Source organism: Streptomyces adelaidensis (assembly GCF_016598475.1).
GTDB classification, from domain to species: domain Bacteria; phylum Actinomycetota; class Actinomycetes; order Streptomycetales; family Streptomycetaceae; genus Streptomyces; species Streptomyces adelaidensis.
The window spans coordinates 51277-72874 of record NZ_JAEMUX010000011.1; the positions used below are offsets into that span (position 1 = coordinate 51277).

A 21598-nucleotide genomic window follows, 5' to 3' on the forward strand; every position below is an offset into this window, starting at 1 on the left:
CGCGTGAAAGGGGCGGCTTCGGATACCGGGGATGCGGAAACCCCCGACCGAGGCAGCCCGTCAGCCGCTACGTGCTCGCACGCCCCTTCACTGCCTCCCGCGACCGGCGCGCGGGGCGCGCGACGCGCGACGCCGCCCACAGGAGACCCACGAGAAAGGGGCCGCCCGGAGGCGGCCCCTGCTCAGCCGTGGTTCACCGGCTTCACGCGCCTCACCAGCGCGGAAGCCGCCGCTCGTACCCCGGCTGGATGCGCCGCATGTACCCCGTGTCGTCCCGCGTGCGCATGCCCGAGTCGACATACAGCCGGTGCAGCCGGTCGAGGGCGTCGTGGTCCAGCTCCACACCCAGTCCGGGGCCCGTGGGCACCGCGACCTCCCCGTCCCGGAACTCCAGCACGCCGGGGACGATCACGTCGTCCGCCGAGTTCCACGGATAGTGCGTGTCGCAGGAGTGGTCGAGACGGGGGATCGCCGCCGCGACATGGGTCATCGCGGCCAGGCTGATGCCGAGATGCGAGTTGGAGTGCATGGACAGCGCCAGCCCGAACGCCTCGCAGACGGCGGCCAGTTCACGGGTCCGGCGCAGCCCGCCCCAGTAGTGGTGGTCGGTGAGCAGTACCTGGACCGCGTCCTGCTCGACCGCCGGCCTCAGCTGCTCCCAGGCGACCACGCACATATTGGTCGCCAGCGGCATCGGCGACCCCTTCGCCACCTCCGCCATACCGGGGATGGTGCCGGTCGGGTCCTCCAAGTACTCCAGTACGCCGTCCAGTTCGCGGGCGACGTACGTCGAGGTCTCCACCGTCCACGCCGTGTTGGGGTCGAGGCGCAGCGGCTGCCCGGGGAAGGCCTCCGCGAGCGCCCTGATCGCGGCGATCTCCTCGTCCGGCGGGAAGACCCCGCCTTTCAACTTGAACGAGCGGAACCCGTACCGCTGTTGCATCAGCCGCGCCTGCTCGACGACACCGGCCGGGTCCAGGGCCTCGCCCCAGTCGTCCCCGACCGCCGGGCGGCCGTCGAGCGCCGGATGCTCGGCCCACTTGTAGAAGAGGTACGCGGCGAAGGGCACGGAGTCGCGGACCCGGCCGCCCAGCAGATCGCTGACCGGACGGCCGAGCAGCTTGCCCTGTGCGTCGAGGCAGGCCACCTCGACCGCGGAGGTGGTCCAGCCGCGTTCGTGGGAGCTGGGCACGGTCGGCAGCAGCGCGGCGTCGATCGCCGCCGCGACGGCGGTGGTGTCGAAGACGTCCCGGCCGACGACCACCTTCGCGGCGGCCTCCAGCCGATCCAGCCGTACGGTGCCGCCCGTCGACTCCCCGAGCCCCACCGTGCCGTCCTCCAGCACGAGTTGGAGGATGACGCGCAGCGCGAGCGGCTCGTGGACACCGTTGGAGTTGAGCAGCGGCGGGTCGCGGAAGGCGATCGGGGTGACGATCAGCTCCCGGATCCGGGTACCTGGTGTGCCGGTCATACGCCCTCCCTCTCAAGGCGGTGGTCGAGCGGGGTCACGCGCCCACCACCCCCAGGCCGTGGTCGATCAGCTTCGTCAGCCGGGCGACATGCTCCGGCGCCGGATCGACCAGCGGTGCCCGTACGCCGCCGACGTCCAGGCCACGGAGGGTCACCCCGGCCTTGATCAGCGCGACGGCGTACCCGGGGACCTCGTCGCGGAGCTCGACGAGCGGGCCGTAGAACTCGTCGAGGAGCGTGGAGAGCAGCGCCTCGTCGCCCGCGCCGAGCGCCCGGTGGAAGGCGAGGGCGATCTCCGGGGCGAAGGCGAACACGGCGGAGGAGTACAGGCCGACGCCGATGCCCTGGTAGGCCGGCGCGGTCATCTCGGCGGTGGGTAGCCCGTTGAAGAACTGGAAGCCCTCCGTGCCCGGCACGGCCCGTACCGCGCGCACGATGCGGTGCATCCGCTCGATGTCCCCGACGCCGTCCTTGAGGCCGACGACCCCGGGCAGGGCGGCGATGTCGGCGGCGGTGTCCGCGTCGAGGCGGGCGGTGCCGCGCTGGTAGAAGATGACGGGCAGGGCGGTGGCCGCCGTGACCTCCTCGACGTAGCGGACCAGACCCCGCTGCGGCGCGCTCACCAGATAGGGCGGCAGCAGCAGAATGCCGTCGGCGCCGGCACGCTCGATGCGGGCGGCCTGGTCGCGGGCGACCGGGGGCGGACCCCCGGCGGCGGCCAGGACGGGCACCCGCCCGGCCGTGGCCCTGACGGCGACCCGTGTGGCCCGCTCGATCTCGTCGGGGGTCAGCGCGTGGAACTCACCGGTACCGCAGGCGACGAACACGCCCCCGGCACCGGCCGCGACCCCGGCCTCGATGTGCTGTGCGAGCCGTTCCTCGTCCAGTGAACCGTCCGGTGCGAACGGCGTGACCGGGAAGAACAGCACTCCTTGGAACTTCATGTATCCCTCGAATTGCCAGTGGGGGTCAGCCCTTGGTGGCACCGGCGGCGATGCCGGTGACCAGCGAGCGCTGGAGGAGCAGATAGACGACGAGACTGGGCACGAGCGCGATGACCGCGCCGGCGAGGACGACACCCGAGCCGACCTCGGGGTCGGTGCGCAGGATCGACAGGGCCACGGTGACCGTGTAGTCGGTCGGGTCCTTGGCGGCGATCAGCGGCAGCAGGTACTGGTCCCAGATCATGATGAAGCCGAGGACACCGGCCACCCCGAGCGCGGGCTTGCACAAAGGCAGGATGACCTGCCACAGCATCCGCAGCTCGCCGACACCGTCGAGACGGGCGGCCTCCTCGATCTCGTCCGGGATGTCCTTCATGAACTCGGTCAGCAGCATCACCGAGAAGCCCCAGGCGCCCAGCGGCAGGATCACGCCCCAGACGGTGCCCTTGAGGTCGACGCCCACCACCGGGACATGGCCGAGGACCAGGGACAGCGGGATGGCGATGACCTCCTCGGGGAGCATCATCGTCAGCATGAACAGCGTCATGATGATCGCCTGACCGCGGAACTTGTGCCGGGCCAGCGCGTACGCGGCGAGCACGCACACCGTGAGCTGGAGGAGCAGTCCGCCGCCCGCGATGACGAGCGAGTTGGTGAAGTAGTCCCAGATGCCGCGCTCCCCGGCGACCCGGAAGTTGAGCAGCGTGCTGTCGTGCGGGAGGAAGGACAGCGACGAGCCGCTGGGGTGGGTGCTGAGGGCGCCCGAGAGGATCGTCAGGAAGGGGGCGGCGAAGATGCCGAGCGCGATCGCGCACAGCAGGATCCGCAGCGCCCAGGAGACGCCGGGCCGGTCGTGCCAGCCGAGCGCGGTGTCGAAGCGGGCGGGCGTGGTGCGGGCCGACGTGCCGGACCGCTTGGACGGGCGGGCGGAGACCTGGTCGGACGGGGTCCGGACGGGGTCGAGGGCGGGTGCGCTCATCGCACGTCTCCCCTCTTGCGGAAGTAGTTGACGGTGACGGTGAGGAGCAGCGTCACCGCGAGCAGGACGACGGAGGCCGCCGAGGCGCCGCCGATGTCGTTGCGGGTGAAGCCGAGGGTGTAGGCGCGGGTCATCCAGACCTCGGTGGATCCGGCGGGGCCGCCGCCCGTGAGGACGTAGACCTCGGTGAAGACGCGCAGGCCACGGATGGCGGCCAGGGTGAGGACGATCCCGATGGCCGGGCGGATCGCGGGCAGGGTCACATACCGCAGCCGCTGTCGGAGCGAGACCCCGTCCATCGCGGAGGCCTCGTACAACGTGCGGTCCACGCCCGCGAGTCCGGCGAGGATGATCACCATGTTGTACGGGGCGACCATCCAGATGCCCATGACCATCGTCGCCCAGAGCGCGGTGTCCGGGTTGTCGAGGAAGGGGGTCGGGCCGAGGCCGAGGAAGCCGAGGGCGCTGTTCACGAGGCCGTCGGAGGTCGGGTAGTACATCAGCCGCCACAGCTCACCGACCACGGCGGTCGCGGTGACGACCGGCAGGAAGACGGCCGCGCGGATGACCTTCAGCGAGCGGGCCTGGCCCTCCAGGAGCAGCGCCAGGACGAAGCCGACGACGATCGCGCCGAGCGACTGGCCTATGCCGAGGAGGAGGGTGTGGCCGACCGCGTCCTGGAAGCGGTGGTCGGTCAGGACCCGGGTGTAGTTGTCGAGGCCGACCCACTGGTCGCCGAGGAACGGCCGTACCTCGAAGAAGCTGAGCCAGACGCCCTTGCCCATCGGCACGAACTTGAAGACGAGGGCGAGGAGCAGGCCGGGGGCCAGGAACAGCCAGGGCAGGACGGCCCTCTTGCCGGGGACCCGCACTCTGCGTGTCCGGGGGGTGGTCACGGTCGCGGTCATTTCAGCAGGTCCTGGTCCTTGAGGTCACCGGCGAGGGTGTCGTTGAGTTCCTTGAGGCTTGAGCGGACGTCGCTGCCGCAGTACGTGAAGATCGCGTTGAGGGCGTCGGCGGTGTCCTGCTTGACCGGTGCGAAGTCGGGCGCGTTGGGGAACTGCTCGGAGGCGTCCTCGTACGCCTTCTGTACGACGCTCCAACGGGGGTCGTCCCGTACCTGGGCGGCGTCGAGCGTGGAGTTGACGGGGATACGGACCACGGGCTGGTTCTTGCCGGTCATGGCGAGCCGCTGGCCCTCGGGGGAGATCAGGAACGCGGCGAGGGCCTGCTCCTGCTCCGTCTTGCCGGTCCGCGCGCCGAAGTAGACGTTCTCGCCGTCGGCCAGCACGGTGGACCCGGCGGGGCCCGCGGGGAACGGGACGACGTCGAACTTGTCCTTGCCGGGCGTGACGTCGTACGTGGCGATGTTGTACGGGCCGGTGAGGTACATCCCGGCGTTGCCGTCCTGGAAGTTGGTGGCCGTACCGGTGATGGCGCTGATGGCGCCGGGCTGGATGACACCGTTGTCACCGCAGAAGAGGTTGTTCTTCATCCAGGTGACGGTGCGGACGGCGGCGGCCGAGTCCATGGCGGGGCGGTAGCCCTTGCCGTCCGGCTCGATGATCTTCGCGCCGCCGGACCAGAGGAAGCTGGACCCCCACCAGGCGGCGTAGCCGTTCTGGGCGCTGCCCGGGACGACCATGCCGTAGGTGTTCTTCTTGCCGTCGCCGTCCGGGTCGCGGTCGGCGAACGCCTTCGCGACGCTCAGCATCTCCTGCCAGGTCGTGGGCGCCTGGAGGCCGAGCTTGCGCAGCCAGTCCTTGCGGATCATCAGGGTCTGGGCCTGACGGGAGTACGGGATGCCGTAGTGCTCGCCGTCGATGCCGACGGTGGAGGCCCAGGTCTTGTCGGTGATCTGGTCGTGGCCCGCGATCACGTCGGGGTCGATGGGCTTGAGCAGGCCCTGGCTCTGATAGCTGCCCATCAGCGCCGTGTCGTTGATCATCACGTCGGGGAGGTCCTTGGTGGACGCCCGGCTCTGGAGTTGCTGGTCGAAGTTGATGACCGGCTGGTAGTCGATCTTGATGCCGGTCTTCTCGGTGAAGGCGGCGAACACCCGCTCGTACGTGGCGGCCGGGTCCGGATTGCTCCGGGTCCAGACCTCCAGCGTGTTCGGGTCGCCGCTCTCGGCGCTGTCGGATCCCGATCCGCAGGCCGCGGCCCCGAACGCGAGCCCCGCGACGGTGATCATGGCGGCCAGGCGGCGACTTCGTCGGCGAACGCCCATGGGCACACTCCGTTGTTCATCCGGGCTGCCCGCCCGGCTGTTCATATCCGTGAACTGCCTTCACGAATCTAAATGATCGGCCAAGCTACGGATCGTTTCGTTCGCATGTCAAGACATGGGCCCGAAATTTTCACCGGTGCCACACCGGGCGTGCGGCATCCTGTGGGCGCCACGCGGGCAGGGACGTGGTCTGAGAGGCATGGAATGGGGAGGTGGTCGCCGTGACCGAGCGCACAGCACCCGGTGTCCTGGCGGCCCGACTCGCCGGCCGCCCGGCGACCGGGGAACGCCGGCTGTCCGGCACGCTCGCCGAGGTCACCCTCGACGACGGCCGGGTGGTGATCGTCAAGCTCGGCGACGGCCCCGGCGCGGCCCGGGCCGAGACGGCCGGCCTGCGCTGGCTGGCCGAGGCGGGCACGGTCCGGGTGCCGACGGTGTACGGCCACGACGCGGGCCGCCTGGTGATCGACCGGGTGGCGCCGGGGGCACCGAGTGCCCGGGCGGCGGCCCGCTTCGGCGCCGCCCTGGCCGCACTGCACGCCACCGGCGCGCCCGCCTTCGGCGCCCCGCCACCCGGCGGCCCGACGGAGGCGTACATCGGGCGCGCCCCCATGCGGAACGTTCCCGGCACCCACTGGCCGGCCTGGTACGCCGAGCACCGCGTGCTGCCGTATCTGCGCCGCGCCGTCGACGACGGCACCCTCCGCCCGGCCGAAGCCGTTCTGATCGAGGACGTGTGCGCGCGGCTGCCCGACCTGGCGGGCCCCGCCGAACCGCCGGCCCGGCTGCACGGCGACCTCTGGAACGGCAACGTCCTGTGGGGCACCGACGGCCACGTCTGGCTCATCGACCCGGCCGCGCACGGCGGCCACCGCGAGACCGACCTGGCGATGCTCGACCTCTTCGGCTGCCCTCATCTGGACGAGGTGCTGCGGGGCTACGGGCGGGCCGCGCCGCTCGCCGACGGCTGGGCCGACCGCGTCGGACTCCACCAGCTCTTCCCGCTGCTGGTGCACGCGGTGCTGTTCGGTCGGGGGTACGCGGAGCAGGCCCTGGAAACGGCTCGGGCGGCGCTCGCGCGGTGAGCGCGGGCGCCGCCCGGAGCGGCGTCGACGGCGAGGAAGGCGAAAAGACTCATCACATGTAAGCCGCTTTCACGGCGGAGGAGAAGGAAGCCCTTTCATGGCCTCGCCGCAGGCAACGCTACCAGTCGGCCCGGGACCGGGTCGTGCCGATTTTCCGGGCGATGAGCCGTCGGCGCACACGAGAACCGGGAGGCGCCGCGCGGGCGCCTCCCGGTCGAAGTCGAGGGCGAGGAGAGCGAAAGGACTTGATTTCATTTGGAGTGAATGAGGAGGAAGCCCCTTCATGGCCTCGCCACGGGCAACGCTAGCACTCAGGCCGGTATCAAGTCGCGCAGATTTTCGAGGGTGATGACCCGGGAGTCCGGGTGCAGCCCCTCGGGACGCTCCAGACCGATGTACAGCACGGGCTCGTCCGGGACCCGCTCGCCGTCCCACAGGCCCATGACCGTGGTGTCGCGGGACATCAGGTCGATGAGGTACCCCACCGTCAGCTGCTCGCGTTCCACGAGGGCGCGCACCACCTTGGACACCGACACCTGGTTCTCCTCGACCCGGTTGGCCTCCGAGATGCCCTTCAGATACAGATGCAGCCACTTCGCGCGCCACCGGCCGTCGTCTCCGCGCAGGAACACCAGCGGCAGCGCCACCCGGCCCACCCCGCGCAGCTCCGACTTCATCCGCACCGTGCGCGGCTCGAACGGCCGGCCCTTCTGCTCACCGTCACGCACCATGAAGCCGAAGAACGACTCCTCGACGTCCTCGAAGCCCTCGCCGCAATAGATGGCGACCTGCGGAACGATGAACGGGCTACGCACCCGGTCCAGGGACAGGTCGATGAATTCCGACGCTCCGTCGGGCGCCTCGGTGACATCTCCCGAGTGCTTACCCCCGACAGCCGTGAGGGAGGTGTAGGAGAGCCAGTCGGCGGTGCTGTAGTCGGAGTGGAGAAGCAGCGCCGACAGGTCGTAGTCGGTCCGCTGCTCGGTCTCCTTCCAGTACACGAAGAAGCGCAGCAGTTCGCCCTCGACCGCCGAGACCGAACCTCGCGGCAGCACGCCCAGCCCGGCCGCGGTCGCCCGGCCGCTGAGCGGAAGCGCCACGTCGAGGACATCGGGGTCGAGCAGCAGCCGTTCCGGCGCCGGGAGCCGGCGGCGCAGCTCGGCGTCGAGGGCGGCGATCAGCCGGTCGCGGTCGGCGGCCGGCACGGGCGGCCGGTGGTCCGGGGTCACCCAGGCGCGGCCCCGGCGGTTGACGAAGATACGGGGCTCGTCGCTCTCCCGCTCCCGGTTGTGGAAGTGCTCGCGCACCGAGAGCACGACCCGGCCGGAGACCTCGGGGGCGACCCGCACCGCGGCGGCCACCACCGCGTCCCGCTCCGCCTGGTCGGCGGCGATGCGCAGCAGCAGGTCCAGGGCGCGGAACAGCTTGCCGGGAGCGGACTTCAGCAGTTTCACCGCACCGAGCACGTCGAACTCGTCGAGCAGCTTCCCGACCCGGCTGTCGAAGGACCGCGCCTCCTTCTCGCCCCGCGCGACGGCGAACACGTCGGTGGCGTGCGGCCATCGCGGGTACTCGTGCGGGTGGAGGCGCTCGCCGAGCCGCTTGAAGGGCTCGCGGTGCGCGTGCACGTCGGCGAGCTTCGCGGGGTTCGCCGCGACCACGGCGTCGAGACCCGCGAGCAGCGCGCGGCGCACGGGCCGCGACAGTGCCCGGAACCGGGTCGGCTCCTGGAGCGTCACGTCACCGCCCGACAGCGCGCAGGCCAGCCGCAGCACATCGGTGACGGTGTCGAGGAGGAGGTCCGCCCCGACGCCGAGCCGGGCCTCGTTGACGACCGCCCGGTTCTCCCGGACCGGGATCGCCTCCGGCTGGGGGCCGAGCGCGCACCGCTCGGCGAGGGCCTTGAGGTCGCGCAGGTCGTCCTCGCCCAGCGGGGTCCTGCTGCCCGCCAGCGCCAGGTACAGGGCGGTGAGCTCGTCGTCGAGGTCCCGGCCGAGGTGCAGGACGGTCACCCGGTCGCCCGCCGAGGCGATCAGCTCGTCCTGCGCCGCGAGCATCTCCTCGTAGGTGTGCTGGTACCGGCCGTACGTGGGGAGGCTGAGCAGGTCCAGCACCCCGTTCGCCAGCTGCGTCACCACGTTCTCGCGCGACTTCTCCTCGCCGAGCGCCTTCGCCACGCACCGCGTCCAGAACTCTTCGGTGTCCGGCACGTTCGCCGGGAAGTCGATGAAGTACGAGTTGTGCCGGACGTGGTCGCCCACCATCTCGCGCACCGTGGGCAGCGTCCGCCTGGCGGTGTGCAGGACGGCGGCCGCGGACAGCCCCGACAGCCGCTCCAGCAGCTCCGCCGAGAGCTTGAAGCCCACGTCCATCAGGGCGGCGTCGAACTGCCGCGCGACGGCGGCGCCTTCGCCGGAGGACCCCTTGAGGACGGGAAGGCGGTGGGTGTGCCGGATGACCAGCGATTCGGGACTCTGTGCCATTCCGGGATGATCGCAGAGGTGTACGAGGCGGCGCACAGGAGTTTTCACACTCCCTCAGAGCACCGGTCAGAGCCCCGGCCAGAGCTTCGCTCAGACCTGCGCTCAGACCTGCGATCAGACCTGCGCGCACGCCTCCAGCCTGCTCCGCGCATGTCCGAGGAAGCCTTCCAGGGCCAGCTCGAAGGCCGCGTCCGCGCGGTCGTCGCCGGCCGCGTCCAGGGCCTCCGCGAGACGTGAGGTGGCCGAGTGGCCGGCATCGGCTCCGTGCTGCTCGCGCTCATCGGCTACAACGGCATGGAGATCGGCGTCTACGGTCTCCTCGGCACCGCCACCCGGGACACGGCCCGGGCCCTGTTCGGCGCGGACATCCCCTGGCTGCCCGTCCTCCCTCGCGGGCCTGCTGCTCATCGGCTACGGCGGCTACCGGTCCATCGACTTCGGCGCCAAGGTTCTCGGCGTCCTGCTGGTCGCCGAGAGCGGCATCCTCGTCCTGCTCGCCGGCGGAGTGCTGGTCGAGGGCGGCGCCGACGGCCTCTCCCTCGCCTCCTTCGCGCCCGCCAACACCCTGGTGCCCGGCATGGTGGCCGTCCTGGCCTTCGCGTTCGCCGCGTTCACCGGCTTCGAGTCGACCGTCATCTACCGCCGCGAGGCCCGCGACCCGGCCCGCACGGTGCCGCGCGCCACCTACCTCGCCGTCGGCTTCCTCGGCCTGTTCTACGCGTTCATCGTGTGGATCGTGATCCAGGCCTTCGGCGACGACCGGGTCGTCGCGGCGGCCGGCGCGAACCCCGCGGACCTGTTCTTCTCCGCCATCACGACCTACGTCGGCTCCTGGGCGGCAGACCTGATGCGCGTCCTCATCGTCACCAGCGTCCTCGCCTCCCTGCTCGCCTTCCACAACGCCATCAACCGCTACGGCCTCGCCCTCGCCGAGGAGGGCATCCTCCCCAAGGCACTGGCCCGCGTCCATCCGCGCCACGGCTCCCCGTATCCGGCGGGCCTCGCCCAGACCGTCCTCGGCGCGATCGTCGTCCTCGCCTTCGCGGCGGCCGGAGCCGACCCCTACACGCAACTGCTGCTGTGGGTGAACACCCCGGGCATGCTCGCCCTGATGCTGCTGCAAACTGCTCGCCGCGCTCGCCGTGCCCTTCTACTTCCGGCGCGTCACCCACACCGAGGGCGTCGCGCGCACGGTCGTCGCCCCCGTCGTCGCGGCCGTGCTCCTCACCGGCGCCATCGCCCTGGTCGTGTCCCACCTCGACCAGTTCACCGGCGCCTCCACGACCGTGAACATCCTCCTCGCCACCCTCGTCCCCGCCGTATTCCTCACCGGCCTCGCCCTGGCCCGGTGGCTGCGCCGGAGCCGGCCCGAGGTCTACGCGGGCTTCGCCGCCGAACCGCAGGCCGCCCCCGACGAGCAGTACGGCCCCGTCCGGCCGCCGCCGACGAGCGACACCACGCCGGCCGTCCGTCGCCCCCCCGCCGCACCACTACCGGAGGAGACCTCTCCATGCCCACCGCCGACCTCGTCATCACCGGCGCCCACGTCCGCACCCTCGACCCGGAACGGCCGTACGCCTCCGCGGTCGCCGTACGCGACGGCCTGATCGCCGCCGTCGGCGCGGCGGCGGACGTACGCGACTGGCGCGGACCCGGCACCGAGGTCGTGGACCTGGGCGGCGGCCGGCTGGTGCCCGGCCTGGTGGACGGCCACAGCCACCCCGTCCGGGGCCTGGACCTGGCCACCGGGCTCGACCTCACCGCCGTACGCGACCTCGAAGAACTGCGCGCCGCGCTCACCTCGGCGCCACGCACCGACGGCTGGGTCCTGGGCCATGGCCTCGACCACAACGTCTTCGCCGGCCGGCCCATCGACCGCGCCCTCGTCGAGGACGTCCTGGCCGGCGCCCCCGCCTTCCTACGCCTGTACGACGGCCACTCCGCCCTCGTCAGCGGGGCCGCGCTGAAGGCCGCCGGCATCACCGGCCCCCGGACCTTCGCCCAGCGCTCCCACCTCGCCGTGGACGCCACCGGACGGCTCTCCGGCCACCTCGTCGAACACGCCGCGATGGACCTCGTCACGCCGGTCCTGCCCCGGCCCTCGTACGCCGAACGCCGCGCCCGGCTGGTCGAGTTGCTGAGCGCGATGGCGGCCACCGGCCTCACCGGGGCCCACGTCATGGACCTCGGAGACCTCGACCTGGTGCGCGCGGTCGCCGATGAGTCGCCGCTGCCACTGCGGCTGCGCTTCGCACCCTGGTGCATGCCCGGCGCCGACGCGGACGACCTGGCGGAACTCGTCGCGCTCCAGGGCCGGGGCGGGCGGCACTGGCAGGTCGGCGGGGTGAAGTTATTCATGGACGGCACGGTCGAGGGCGGCACCGCCTGGCTGGACCACCCCGACCGCCACGGCCAGGGGACCGACGCGTTCTGGCCCGACCCGGCGGGGTACAGCTCCGCGGTACGGGCGCTGCACCGGGCCGGGGTGCGTACGGCGACCCACGCGATCGGGGACGCGGCCGTACGCCATGTCCTGGACACCGTCGCCTCGCTGGGGCCCGGCGGGCGGCTCGCGCACCGGGTGGAGCACATCGAGTCGGTGCCGGACGATCTGGTGGCGCGGTTCGCCCAGGTGGGGGTCATCGCGTCCATGCAGCCGCCGCACACCGGCTTCACGCGGGCCGATCTCCGCGACGAGTGGTCCGTACGGCTGGGTGAGGAGCGGGCCCTGCGGGCCTGGCGGCTGCGGGATCTGCGCGATGCCGGCGCGGTCGTCGCCCTCGGCTCGGACTGGCCCATCGCGCCCTACGACGCGCGAGCGGTACTGGCGACGGCGCGTACACCGCGCGGCGCCGCTTCCTCCCGGGCGGGCCTCACGGCCCTCCAGTCGCTGGAGGGCTGCACCAGCCATGCGGCGCTGGCCTCGGGCGAGGCCGACATCACCGGCCGTATCGCCGTGGGCTACCGGGCCGACCTCACGGCGCTCGGTGTCGACCCGGTCGAGGCGCCGGCCGACGAGGTCGGCGAGGCGCCGGTGTTTCTCACGGTGACCGGGGGGCATGTCGTGCACCGGGGTCCTGAGCGAGGTTGAGTGCGCCGTTGGCCTGTCGGTCGTTCTTCGGGCGCGGGCTGTCTGCGGCTGGTCGCGCAGTTTCGGGCGTCCCTGGGGCGGTTGCCCTACTGCCTGCTTTCACGTCAGGGAGCCGCGGAGGTCCTTGACCCGGCGGAGCTTGCCCAGTGAACGTTCCAGGGTCTCCGGGTCGACGATCGTCACCTCCACCGTGACGCCGACGCCGTCCTTGACGGCCTGGGCGATCGACACGGCGGCAGCCGTCCGCTGCTCGGGCCCGGCGCCCGCCCGTGCCTCGACCCGGACCGTCATGTGGTCCATCCGGCCGCGTCGGGTCAGCTGGATCTGGAAGTGCGGCGCGACCCCGGGCGTACGCAGCACGATCTCCTCGATCTGGCTGGGGAAGAGGTTCACCCCGCGCAGGATGATCATGTCGTCGCAGCGGCCGGTGACCTTCCGCATCCGGCGGAACGCGGGCCGGGCGGTGCCGGGCAGCAGGCGGGTCAGGTCGCGGGTGCGGTAGCGGATGACCGGCAGGGCTTCCTTGGTGAGCGAGGTGAAGACGATCTCGCCCTCCTCGCCCTCGGGCAGGACGGCGCCCGTGAGCGGGTCGACGACTTCCGGGTAGAAGTGGTCCTCCCAGATGTGGAGACCGTCCTTCGTCTCCACGCACTCCTGGGCCGATCACCTCGGACAGGCCGTATATGTCGACCGCGTGGATGCCCGTCCGCTCCTCGATCTCCCGGCGCATCTCCTCCGTCCACGGCTCGGCCCCGAAGATGCCCACCTCCAGGGAGGTGGAGCGCGGATCGACGCCCTGCTTCTCGAACTCGTCGAGCAGCGTGAGCATGTACGACGGGGTGATCATGATGATCTCCGGCCGGAAGTCCTGGATGAGCTGCACCTGGCGGGCCGTCATGCCGCCGGAGGCCGGGATCACCGTGCACCCGGCACGCTCCGCCCCGTAGTGCGCGCCGAGGCCGCCGGTGAACAGGCCGTAGCCGTAGGAGATGTGCACCTTGTGCCCCGGGCGCCCGCCGGCGGCCCGGATGGAGCGGGCGACCACGTCCGCCCACATCGACAGATCCTCCTCCGTGTAGCCGACGACCGTGGGGCGCCCTGTGGTGCCGCTGGAGGCGTGCACGCGCCGTACGCCGGCCATGGGCACGGCGAACATGCCGAAGGGGTAGGTGTCCCGCAGATCGGCCTTGGTGGTGAAGGGGAACCGGGACAGGTCGTCGAGGCAGCGGCAGTCGTCGGGGCCGACCCCGGCCGCGTCGAACTTCTTCCGGTACTGCTCCACGTTGTCGTAGGCATGACGGAGGGTTCTGCGCAGCCGGTCGAGCTGGAGTTCCCTCAGCCGCTCCACGGGCAGGCGCTCGGCTTCGTCCAGCAGGTCGTGGGGGAGTGGTTCGCCCAGGCTGCCCATCGCGACTCCTTCGTCCTCGTGACCGTTGACGTGCTCGTGGCCGGGGGCCGCGCCACCTTTTCCTCATCCTGTTCCCGAATCCCGCTCCGGAATCTTGTTCCCGACCGGGCATTCGGTCAGGCCCGGGGCTTGCCCGGTCGCCGGAATCCCGTCACACTGGAACCGAACGAATGGTCGGTTGGTCTGTTGGTCCGTTGGTCGGTGGGAGCTGGTTTTCGATGACGACGACGCACTCCGCCGGAGTGCCGCCCCGAGACGTACCGGGCGCACCGGAGTCTCCGGGTGCCCCGGGTGCCCAGGAGACTCCGGACGCGCTCCAGGAGCACTTCGACGCGACGATCGCGCGGGATCAGCGGATCGAGCCGCGCGACTGGATGCCGGACGGTTATCGGAACACGCTGATCCGGCAGATCGCGCAGCACGCGCACTCGGAGATCATCGGCATGCAGCCGGAGGGCGAGTGGATCACCCGGGCGCCCTCGCTGCGCCGCAAGGCGATCCTCTTCGCCAAGGTCCAGGACGAGGCGGGCCACGGGCTGTATCTGTACTCGGCCGCCGAGACCCTCGGCGCGGACCGCGCGGATCTGACCCGGCGGCTGATCGAGGGCCGCCAGAAGTACTCGTCGATCTTCAACTACCCGACGCCGACCTTCGCCGACGTGGGCGTGATCGGCTGGTTCGTGGACGGCGCCGCGATCTGCAACCAGGTGCCGCTGTGCCGGAGTTCGTACGGGCCGTACGCGCGCGCGATGGTGCGGATCTGCAAGGAGGAGTCGTTCCACCAGCGGCAGGGCTACGAGCTGCTGCTGACGATGATGCGCGGCACCGCCGAGCAGCGCGAGATGGTCCAGGACTCGGTGAACCGCTGGTGGTGGCCGTCGCTGATGATGTTCGGCCCGCCCGACGACGCCTCACCCAACTCGGCGCGCTCCATGGCTTGGAAGATCAAGCGGCACTCCAACGACGAACTGCGGCAGCGCTTCGTCGACATGACCGTCCCGCAGGCCGGCAAGCTCGGCGTCACCCTCCCCGACCCGGACCTGCGGTGGAACGAGGAGCGCGGCCGGCACGACTTCGGCACCCCCGACTGGGCCGAGCTGAAGCGCGTGATCACCGGCGACGGACCCTGCAACGACCAGCGGATCGAACGCCGCAGGACCGCCCACGAGGACGGCGCCTGGGTGCGCGAGGCGGCCACCGCCCACGCGGCCAGGCGGAGCGAGCGAGCCCGGAAGGGGACGGCGGCATGACCGGCACGGACAACAAGGGCGACTGGCCGCTGTACGAGGTCTTCGTGCGCGGCAAGCGCGGACTGAACCACGTCCACGTGGGTTCGCTGCACGCCGCCGACGACACCATGGCCCTCACCCACGCCCGCGACCTGTACACCCGCCGCAACGAGGGCGTCTCCCTCTGGGTCGTGCGCTCCGAGCACATCGCCGCCTCCACCCGCGACGAGAAGGATCCCTTCTTCGAGCCCAGCGCCGACAAGGTCTACCGCCACCCGACCTTCTACGACATCCCCGACGACGTCCCGCACATCTGAGGAGCAGGGCATGAGTGACGAGCATGTCTACCTGTCCCTCGCCGAGGGACACGAGGACGACGCCCGCTGGGCCTACGGCACCGGCTTCGAGGACCCCCTGCACGGCGTGGACACCACCGTGCCCGAGGGTGTCGACACCGGGCAGCTCGCCGCGGAGTGCGTCGCCCTCGCCGACGACGCCCTGGTCTCGGCCCAGCGGCTCGCCGAGTGGACCACCCGCGCGCCCGAGCTGGAGGAGGAGGTCGCCCTCGCCAACATCGGCCTCGACCTCCTCGGCCAGGCCCGCCTGCTGTACTCCCGCGTCGGTCAGGTCGACGGCACCGGGCGCGGCGAGGACGCGTACGCCTATTTCCGGGACGCCGACGACTTCCGCAACGTCCGCCTCGCCGAACTCCCGGGCGGCGACTTCGCCTTCTCGATCGTCCGGCTGCTCGTCCTGTCCAGCTGGCGCCTCGCGCACTTCGAACGGCTGGCCGACCACCCCGACCCGGTCCTCGCCGCGATCGCCGCGAAGGGCGTCAAGGAGCTGACGTACCACCGGCAGTACGCCGCCGAATGGGCGGTGCGGCTGGGCGACGGCACCGAGGAGTCGCACCGGCGTATGCGCAGGGCGTTGGAGCAAGTCGCCCCGTACTTCGGCGAGTTGTTCACCGCCTGCGACGTACGGGACGAGGTCGCCGCCGTGCTGCGCCAGGTCACCGAGGCGGCCGGGCTGCCCATGCCGGTGTACCGGCCGCTGCCGGGCGCGGGCCGTAGCGGCGAGCACACCGAGCATCTCGCGCCGCTGCTCACCGAGTTGCAGAGCGTGGCCCGAGCCCTCCCGGAGGCGACATGGTGACCACGGCGCGAGGACGGACGACGACGCCGACTCCTGCGGCGCAGGCCTTCGACGCGCGGCGCGCCCGGCGCGTCGCCGAGCAGGTGCCGGACCCCGAGCTGCCGATGCTGACCCTCGCCGACCTCGGTGTGCTGCGCGACGTGCGTATGACCGAGGACGGCACGGTGGTCGCGAGCCTCACCCCGACCTACTCGGGCTGCCCCGCCATGGCCGAGATGCGCGCCGACGTGGCCGCGCGGCTGCGCGCCGCCGGATTCGAGCGGGTGGAGATCCGCACGGTCCTGAGCCCGCCGTGGACCACCGACTGGATCACCGACAGCGGCCGCCGCAAGCTCACCGAACACGGCATCGCCCCGCCCGGCGCGGCACCCCGCGGCCCTGTCGCCCTCGTGCTCTCACCCACCCGGCGCACGGTCCCGTGCCCCCGCTGCGGCTCGGCGGACACCGAGGAGACCTCCCGCTTCGCCGCCACGTCCTGCAAGGCCCTGTGGCGCTGCCGCGCCTGCCGTGAGCCGTTCGAGTACGTCAAGGAGATCTGATGGAAGGCCGGGATCTGATGGAAGGCCTCGCGGAAGAACCGACGGCCACCGCGGTCCGCCCGCGGCCCCGCCGCAGTCCCGCCTTCCACCACCTGCGGGTCGCTTCCGTGCGGGCGCTCTGCGAGGACGCGGCGGCCGTCGGATTCGACATCCCGGCCGAGCTGGCGCAGGAGTTCGCGTTCGCGCCCGGTCAGTCGCTGACGCTGCGGCGGGAGATCGACGGACGGGACGAGCGACGGTCGTACTCGATCTGCTCACCGGCCGGTTCGCCGCTGCGCATCGGTGTCCGGATGGTGCCGGGCGGGCTCTTCTCGTCATGGCTCGTCCACGACCTGCGCCCCGGCGACACCGTCGAGGTCATGGCCCCCACCGGCTACTTCACCCCCGACCTCGGCACCCCAGGTCATCACGTGCTGATCGCGGCGGGCTCCGGCATCACCCCCATGGTCTCCATCGCCGAGTCGGTCCTGGCCGCGGACCCCCGCTCGACCGTGACCCTCTTCTACGGCAACCGCCGCACCGGCACGGTCATGTTCGCCGACGAACTGGCCGACCTGAAGGACCTCTACCCGGCCCGCTTCCAGCTCGTCCACGTCCTGTCCCGCGAACCCCGAGAGGCCGAGGTGCTCTCGGGCCGCCTCGACGCCGAGCGGCTCTCGACGCTGATCGACTCCCTCGTCGACGCCGGCACCGCGGACCACTGGTGGCTCTGCGGCCCGCACGGCATGGTCCGCGACGCCCAGCGCGTCCTGGCCGCGCTCGGGGTACCGGCCGACCGCGTCCACCAGGAGCTCTTCTACGCCGACGACGAACCCGTACGCGAGGTGCGCCACGAGGAGACCGCCGCCGAAGGGCCCGTCAGCGAGGTCACCGTCACCCTCGACGGCCGCTCCACCGCCGCGACCCTCCCCCGCGAGCGAAGCATCCTCGAAGGCGCCCAACGCACCCGCCCCGACCTGCCCTTCGCCTGCAAGGGCGGCGTCTGCGGCACCTGCCGCGCCCTGATCACCGACGGCAAGGCCGACATGCGCCGCAACTTCGCCCTCGAACCGGCCGAGGTCACCGCGGGCTACGTCCTGACCTGCCAGTCGTACCCGGTCTCCGAGACGCTGACGGTCGACTACGACAGCTGAACGGGCGGCGCGTACGGCCCGGTTGGCGAAGAACACCTCCGATGCCGACGGTCAGCTCCGATGCCGATCCTCAGGCCTGATGCAACCGCTCCACCAGGATGTCGATCACCAACGGCGTCCGGGGCCCGAAGCTGAGCAGCACCCCGTCCTCCACGTCGACCACCCGACGGTCCAACCCGGCCGGTGTCTCCTTGATGCCGGGGATCTCCACCAGCCCGTCGACGCCGCCGACCGACTCAAGTCCCTTGCTCATCATGAGGATCACCTCGGGCTGGGCCTTGACGAGGGCCTCGCTGGTGATGGGGGTGAAGGGTTTGTCCAGACCCGCGGCCACCCCGGCGTCCTCCGCGCCCGCCGCTGCGATGAGGGAGTCGGCGCCCGAGCCCTTGCCCCCGATGAGATAGACGGCGGCCGAGCCACGCATGTACAGGAAGGCCACCTTGGGCCTGCTGCCCTTGGGTACGGCGGCCCGCGCCGCCAACAGGTCGTCGGCGAAGCGCTGGTTGAGCGCCTTGCCGGCCGCGGGGACGCCCAGCGCCCCGGCGACCCGTGTGGTCCGGGTGCTCACGTCGGAGAGTTCGTCGGCCGGATCGAGTACGACGACCGGGACCCCGGCGTCGCGGATCTGGTCGATGGCCTCACTGGGCCCGGAGTCGGTGTCGGCGAGCACCACGGTCGGCTCCAGCGAGAGCACGCTCTCCGCGCTGACGTCATGCGCCTTGGTCACCTGGGGAAGGTCCTCGGCCTCCTCGAACGTGGCGGTGATGTCCCGCCCGACGACCTTGTCGCCGAGGCCGAGGGTGAACACGATCTCCGCTATGCCCCCGTTGAGGGGAAGGACGCGCGAAGCGTCCTCGACGGTGACCTTCCGGCCGTCGGAGGAGTCGACGGTGACCGGCAACTTCGGCGCGGGCGCCTCGCCCGCCAGCGGGACGAGTGAGTTCGTCCTCAACTGCTTCTGGGCGGCCGCCGCCCGGGCGCTCGCGGAGGACGGCGAGGGATTCGCCCCGCTTGCCTTACCGTCCCCGCCGCTGCCTGCGCATCCGGCCGTCAGCATCGCGAAAGCAACGGTGAGTGCGACAACTCCCCTGCGGAGAATGGTGAGTTGAGGTCTTACGGACCCGCGCATCGAACCGTCTTCCATGTCTACCGTTTGAACCAGGTGTTCGCTACCTTAGGTTAGCCTTACCTGAGTTACCTAGGGTGGGAGTGCTGACACCGATGCACAGATGTGGCCTACGAGCCCTGCGAGTCGCCCCGGCCGTCGTCGCCGTCGCGAGCGCCCTGATCCTTGCCCCGGCGCCCCTCGCGGTCGCCGCCGGCGGCTCCGCGACCGGCCCCGAGGACCAGAGACTCACCGTCTCCAAATCCTCCGGACTCGACCCGGACGGCGAGACGGTCACCGTCTCCGGCTCCGGCTACAACACCGAGAAGGGCATCTACGTCGCCTTCTGCGTGGACAACGGCGCCGGCAAGACCCCCACCCCCTGTGTGGGCGGCGTCGACACGTCCGGCGAGTCCGGCGCCTCGGTGTGGGTCTCCTCCAACCCGCCCTCGTACGGGGAGGGGTTGGCCGAGCGGTACAAGGGCAGCGGACACAAAGGCACGTTCTCGGTACAGGTCAAGGTGCGGGCCAAGGACGCCAACACCGACTGCACCGAGTCAGGTGTGACCTGCTCCGTGATCACCCGCAACGACCACACCCGGGGCAGCGACCAGAGCCAGACGGTCCGCATCCCGGTGACCTTCGCGGGGGCCGGCACCGACACCGGTACCGACAGCACGGCGACCCCGTCGGCAAGCGCGAGCGCGACCACCGACGGCACCAGCGGCACGAACAGCGACACCGGCAACGACACCTCGGACGACCCGCTCGCGGAGACCGGCAGCGCCGCCGTGCCGCTCGGCGTCGGCGCGGCAGGACTGGTGGCGGCCGGCGGGGCGGCCTGGTTCTGGGCGCGCCGACGCCGTACCGCCGACGGAGCCGGAAGCGCGGACCCGAGCTGACGGCTGCCGACGACGGCCGTGCACAAGCCAGTTGACGCCCCCGAGGCGGGGCGTCCCGTCGACCTCCGGGTCGATGTTCTCGACATTCGAGGAAGGACTTCGAGGTGATGAACAGACCGGGTGCCGCCGTGACGGCGGCGGGCGCGCTGCTCGCCCTGCTCTGCCAAGGCACGGCGACGGCGCAGGAAGGCGAAGAGGCCCCGCGTGAGGTGTCCGGCGGATATCTGAGCTGGGCCCCGACGTTCGGGTCGTCCGCCGGTGGCGCCGCGACGGTGACGGCCGAGGCACCCGCCGTACGCGGCTCCGGCGGCCGGACCTGGTTCCCGGTCGACGGCGGCAGCGCCGCCCCGAGAACCGGGGACGCGGAAGTCGGCCTCGGCGGCTCGATCCGCCTGGGCGGACCCGGGGCCGACACCCTGACCCTCGGTGAACTGCGCCTGCGACTGGACGGCGGCACCGGCACCCTGCGGGTGCGAGCCGAACGGGCGGGGGAGACCGACGACTTGACGCTGGCCGAGATCGGCGCGGGTTCCGCCGCGCCGGCCGTACGCACCGGTGGCGCGACCTGGTCCGGCCTGCGCGTGTCGCTCACCGCCGAGGGCGCCGAACTGCTCACCGGCTGGAGCGGGCGTTCGTACGCGGCGGGGGACGAACTCGCCCCGCTCGACGTGACCTTGGGCACGGGCGCCTCGGGGACCGGTGAACCGCAGGGCGGCATCGACGGCGAGTCCGGCGACGACGCCGCCACGCCCGCCCCGGACGAGAGTGACCCGGCGGCCGGACCCACCGGGACGGACGCGGAACAGGGCGCCGCGGCGGTCCCGTCCGCAGTTGTGGAGCAGGCGAACCTGGCCGCCGGCGCCGGTCGGCGAGTCACCGGCGAGGGCTTCGAACCGGGTGAGGTCGTGCTGGTCGCGATCGACGACGACACCCGCTACCAGGCCGTCGCGGACGACTCGGGCCGGGTCGCCCGTGACTTCCCGGTGTACGACACCGCGGCCGAGGGCGCGCACACGGTACGGCTCCACTCCGTGACCGGAGGCCGCGAGGCCGCCGCGGAGTTCACCGTGCTCGCCGGCGAACCGTCTCCCTGAAGTGAGGGCCCGTTGGAACCTCCTTTGCTTTCCGTTGACAAAGAGATCACGGGCAAGCCTAGGTAAGCCTTACCTAAGTAAGCGTGTCTTCTTCGAGAAAGGTGCTCTCCTGATGAGAGTCGTTCCTTCCGCCCTCCCCCACTCTCGACTTCGCTCGAGCGGGGGGACCCCCATCGCCGCCCGCACCGGTCTCGCCGTCGCCGCCTCCGCCGCCCTGACGCTGGGCCTCGCCACCTCGGCCTCCGCCGCCACCTCGACCCGCACGATCGTCGACGGCACCACCACCTACAACCTGTCCCTGACCGCGCCGGACACCGCCGCCGCGTCGGGCCAGGTCATCACCGTCACCGGCTCCGGCTACAACACCGGCCAGGGCATCTACGTCGGCCTCTGCGTGGTCGACGGCGCCCAGGGCGCAGCCAAGCCGACCCCCTGCCTCGGTGGCCAGGACGAGACCGGCGCCACCGGCGCCTCGCACTGGATCAACAACACCTTCGGCGGCCTGTTCGCCAACAGCTCCACGTTCGGCACGGGCGGCACCTTCAGCGTGAACATCTACGTGCAGGCCACCCTCGAAGACGGCAGCGTCTGCGGCGAAGACGTCACCTGCGCGGTCGTGACGCGCGCCGACCACTTCGACACCAACGACCGCAAGTACGACGTCCACGCCCCGATCACCTTCCAGTAACACCACCAGGCCGGGCCCCTCGCCATGGGGCCCGGCCCTCGGCGTCCCCCGGGTGTGCGGGGC

17 protein-coding genes and 2 pseudogenes are annotated in these 21598 nt (G+C 71.6%); 11 read left to right on the forward strand and 8 right to left on the reverse strand.

The features are described from left to right. Nucleotides 1–211 precede the first annotated feature (211 nt). Genes I8N67_RS08735 through I8N67_RS08755 form a run of 5 tightly spaced genes read right to left on the reverse strand, consistent with a single transcriptional unit; the run spans nt 212 to nt 5623 of the window. Nucleotides 212–1471 carry a glucarate dehydratase family protein gene (locus I8N67_RS08735; RefSeq protein WP_200302029.1) on the reverse strand — a complete coding sequence of 420 codons (1260 nt, stop codon included), beginning with the start codon at nt 1469–1471 and terminating at the stop codon, nt 212–214. Between the two features lie 34 nt (nt 1472–1505). Beyond that, entirely contained in the window at nt 1506–2414 is a 909-nt protein-coding gene (locus tag I8N67_RS08740; RefSeq protein ID WP_200302030.1) for a 5-dehydro-4-deoxyglucarate dehydratase, read from the reverse strand. 25 nt (nt 2415–2439) lie between these two features. Continuing rightward, nucleotides 2440–3393 (reverse strand): carbohydrate ABC transporter permease, encoded by a 954-nt coding sequence (locus tag I8N67_RS08745; RefSeq protein WP_200302031.1) that lies wholly within the window; start codon nt 3391–3393, stop codon nt 2440–2442. Next, complete coding sequence (locus I8N67_RS08750; protein WP_200302032.1) at nt 3390–4301, reverse strand: carbohydrate ABC transporter permease; 912 nt, start codon at nt 4299–4301, stop codon at nt 3390–3392. The genes I8N67_RS08745 and I8N67_RS08750 overlap by 4 nt, the downstream gene beginning before the upstream one ends. Continuing rightward, entirely contained in the window at nt 4298–5623 is a 1326-nt protein-coding gene (locus tag I8N67_RS08755) for a sugar ABC transporter substrate-binding protein (RefSeq protein WP_200302033.1), read from the reverse strand. The genes I8N67_RS08750 and I8N67_RS08755 overlap by 4 nt, the downstream gene beginning before the upstream one ends. A gap of 221 nt (nt 5624–5844) precedes the next feature. Here I8N67_RS08755 and I8N67_RS08760 point away from each other — a divergent pair, with 221 nt between their 5' ends. After that, complete coding sequence (locus I8N67_RS08760; protein WP_200302034.1) at nt 5845–6708, forward strand: fructosamine kinase family protein; 864 nt, start codon at nt 5845–5847, stop codon at nt 6706–6708. Nucleotides 6709–7019: 311 nt separating this feature from the next. On the opposite strand, the gene I8N67_RS08765 is transcribed toward I8N67_RS08760, so the two are convergent. After that, nucleotides 7020–9191 carry a TerD family protein gene (locus tag I8N67_RS08765; RefSeq protein WP_200302035.1) on the reverse strand — a complete coding sequence of 724 codons (2172 nt, stop codon included), beginning with the start codon at nt 9189–9191 and terminating at the stop codon, nt 7020–7022. Nucleotides 9192–9431: 240 nt separating this feature from the next. Between I8N67_RS08765 and I8N67_RS08775 the strand changes: the two are divergent. Continuing rightward, nucleotides 9432–10798: pseudogene (locus tag I8N67_RS08775) on the forward strand (APC family permease); the annotation flags it as partial. Then, complete coding sequence (locus I8N67_RS08780) at nt 10702–12282, forward strand: amidohydrolase (RefSeq protein WP_200302036.1); 1581 nt, start codon at nt 10702–10704, stop codon at nt 12280–12282. The pseudogene I8N67_RS08775 and the gene I8N67_RS08780, both read left to right, overlap by 97 nt. Before the next feature lie 99 nt (nt 12283–12381). Here I8N67_RS08780 and paaK read toward each other — a convergent pair. After that, nucleotides 12382–13690: pseudogene (paaK, locus tag I8N67_RS08785) on the reverse strand (phenylacetate--CoA ligase PaaK). 218 nt (nt 13691–13908) lie between these two features. Between paaK and paaA the strand changes: the two are divergent. Genes paaA through paaE form a run of 5 tightly spaced genes read left to right on the forward strand, consistent with a single transcriptional unit; the run spans nt 13909 to nt 17746 of the window. Beyond that, nucleotides 13909–14940, forward strand: a complete 1032-nt coding sequence (paaA, locus tag I8N67_RS08790; protein WP_200302037.1) for a 1,2-phenylacetyl-CoA epoxidase subunit PaaA — start codon at nt 13909–13911, stop codon at nt 14938–14940. Continuing rightward, on the forward strand, nt 14937–15236 hold the full coding sequence (paaB, locus tag I8N67_RS08795; protein ID WP_200302038.1) for a 1,2-phenylacetyl-CoA epoxidase subunit PaaB: 300 nt from the start codon (nt 14937–14939) through the stop codon (nt 15234–15236). Before paaA ends, paaB begins: the two co-directional genes overlap by 4 nt. A 10-nt stretch (nt 15237–15246) precedes the next feature. Next, entirely contained in the window at nt 15247–16074 is an 828-nt protein-coding gene (gene paaC / locus I8N67_RS08800) for a 1,2-phenylacetyl-CoA epoxidase subunit PaaC (protein WP_200302039.1), read from the forward strand. Beyond that, nucleotides 16068–16613, forward strand: a complete 546-nt coding sequence (paaD, locus tag I8N67_RS08805) for a 1,2-phenylacetyl-CoA epoxidase subunit PaaD (RefSeq protein WP_200302040.1) — start codon at nt 16068–16070, stop codon at nt 16611–16613. The genes paaC and paaD overlap by 7 nt, the downstream gene beginning before the upstream one ends. Before the next feature lie 17 nt (nt 16614–16630). Beyond that, on the forward strand, nt 16631–17746 hold the full coding sequence (paaE, locus tag I8N67_RS08810; RefSeq protein ID WP_200302133.1) for a 1,2-phenylacetyl-CoA epoxidase subunit PaaE: 1116 nt from the start codon (nt 16631–16633) through the stop codon (nt 17744–17746). A gap of 70 nt (nt 17747–17816) precedes the next feature. Here the strand turns inward: paaE and I8N67_RS08815 are convergent, their stop codons facing one another. Next, a complete protein-coding gene (locus I8N67_RS08815) occupies nt 17817–18890 on the reverse strand; it encodes a heme/hemin ABC transporter substrate-binding protein (protein ID WP_200302041.1) in 1074 nt (357 codons plus the stop codon). 77 nt (nt 18891–18967) lie between these two features. On the opposite strand from I8N67_RS08815, the gene I8N67_RS08820 reads away from it, so the two are divergent. From I8N67_RS08820 to I8N67_RS08830, 3 genes are all read left to right on the forward strand, one after another. Further along, nucleotides 18968–19753, forward strand: coding sequence for a neocarzinostatin apoprotein domain-containing protein (locus I8N67_RS08820; RefSeq protein ID WP_234045331.1), 786 nt, complete (start codon nt 18968–18970; stop codon nt 19751–19753). 107 nt (nt 19754–19860) lie between these two features. Continuing rightward, nucleotides 19861–20847: an HtaA domain-containing protein gene (locus I8N67_RS08825; RefSeq protein WP_200302042.1), complete on the forward strand. Its 987-nt coding sequence runs from the start codon at nt 19861–19863 to the stop codon at nt 20845–20847. A gap of 112 nt (nt 20848–20959) precedes the next feature. After that, on the forward strand, nt 20960–21535 hold the full coding sequence (locus tag I8N67_RS08830) for a hypothetical protein (protein WP_234045332.1): 576 nt from the start codon (nt 20960–20962) through the stop codon (nt 21533–21535). Nucleotides 21536–21598: the final 63 nt, after the last annotated feature.